Source organism: Streptomyces sp. NPDC060205, assembly GCF_042728395.1.
In the GTDB taxonomy this organism is placed as follows: domain Bacteria; phylum Actinomycetota; class Actinomycetes; order Streptomycetales; family Streptomycetaceae; genus Streptomyces.
The window spans coordinates 1-1,067 of the sequence record NZ_JBHWZP010000655.1 but is presented as its reverse complement, the minus strand read 5'-3'; the positions used below and the strand labels follow the sequence as shown (position 1 = coordinate 1,067).

1 protein-coding gene is annotated in these 1,067 nt (G+C 71.3%); it reads right to left on the bottom strand.

Going from position 1 to position 1,067, the window contains the following annotated elements; genetic code table 11:
- Window positions 1-27: 27 nt before the first annotated feature.
- Entirely contained in the window at window positions 28-861 is an 834-nt protein-coding gene (locus ACFWGJ_RS43800) for a DUF4397 domain-containing protein (RefSeq protein WP_387334564.1), read from the bottom strand.
- Window positions 862-1,067 lie beyond the last annotated feature (206 nt).

The window sequence follows — 1,067 nt, the reverse complement described above, 5'->3', positions numbered from 1 at the left end:
GCCGCGGCACACCGCCTGCCGGGGACCTCAGCGGACGGAAGCGCGCAGCCGGACGAGTAGGCCCGCGGCACCGAGGGCGGACAACGCTCCCAGCGAGAGCGCGCCGAGCGGCAGGCCCTCGTTGTGCACAGCGGCCGCCCCGGTCTCACCGGCCGGGACTCCGGCGGGCGCCGAGTGCAGTCCGGTCAGGGTCTGCGTCTTCAGTGCCAGGTTCTTCTCCTCGGCGCTGCCCCAGGCGTAGACCAGGGTGTTCGTACCCTCGGCCAGGTTCAGATCGGCGGGCCCGATCGCCACCGTGTCGGTGCCGGCCAGCGTGACATCGGCGGACACCGTGCCGGCAGCGACCTCACCCTTGGCTTCCTTGGGGTTGGTCAGGTTCTTGAACACGGCGGTCCTGTCGGCCCGCACGTCGACCGCGGGCGCGGCGGCGACATGCCGTACGGTCAGCCGGGCCTTGCCTGCGGGCACCTTGGACGTGTCGTTGACATACGCGTCCAGCGCCGGCTTCCCGGCGGCCGTCAGGTGGGCCACCAGGGTGGCGTTCGCCCCGGCGGGCACATCGACCGTCTTCTCGATGGCGGGGGTGCCGTCCGGTCCCTCCCCGTCCTTGAAGACCTTGATGTCGTACGAACCGGCGTCCAGCTTCAGCGGATCGGTGAGCGTGCCCGGCTCGAAGTCCGGCAGCAGTTCCTTGTCGCCGGCGTAGACGTCCACGGTCAGACCGGGTACCCCATGGAACACGGACACGGTGGCCTGGTCGTCCGCGGCCTGCGGCCGGGCGAACGCGGGAGCGCCCGCGGTGACGGACAGGACGACGGCGACGCCTGCGGTGAGGGCTGCGCCCGAAACACGAGTGATCATGACGGTCTTTCCCTTCATGCGAGGACTGCTGGAATGTGTGGAAACGCATTCCGTCGCCAGTCCCCCCTCGGTTTCGCCTGTGCGCACCTTTTTCGGATGGCCGCCGGCAGGATCGAGGACGCGGAGCGCGCCGGAGGTGTGCCCCTGAGCGGGCCCCGCCCCGGTCCGGCTGCGTGCGGCGGTGGCCCACCCGACCAGGTCGGGTG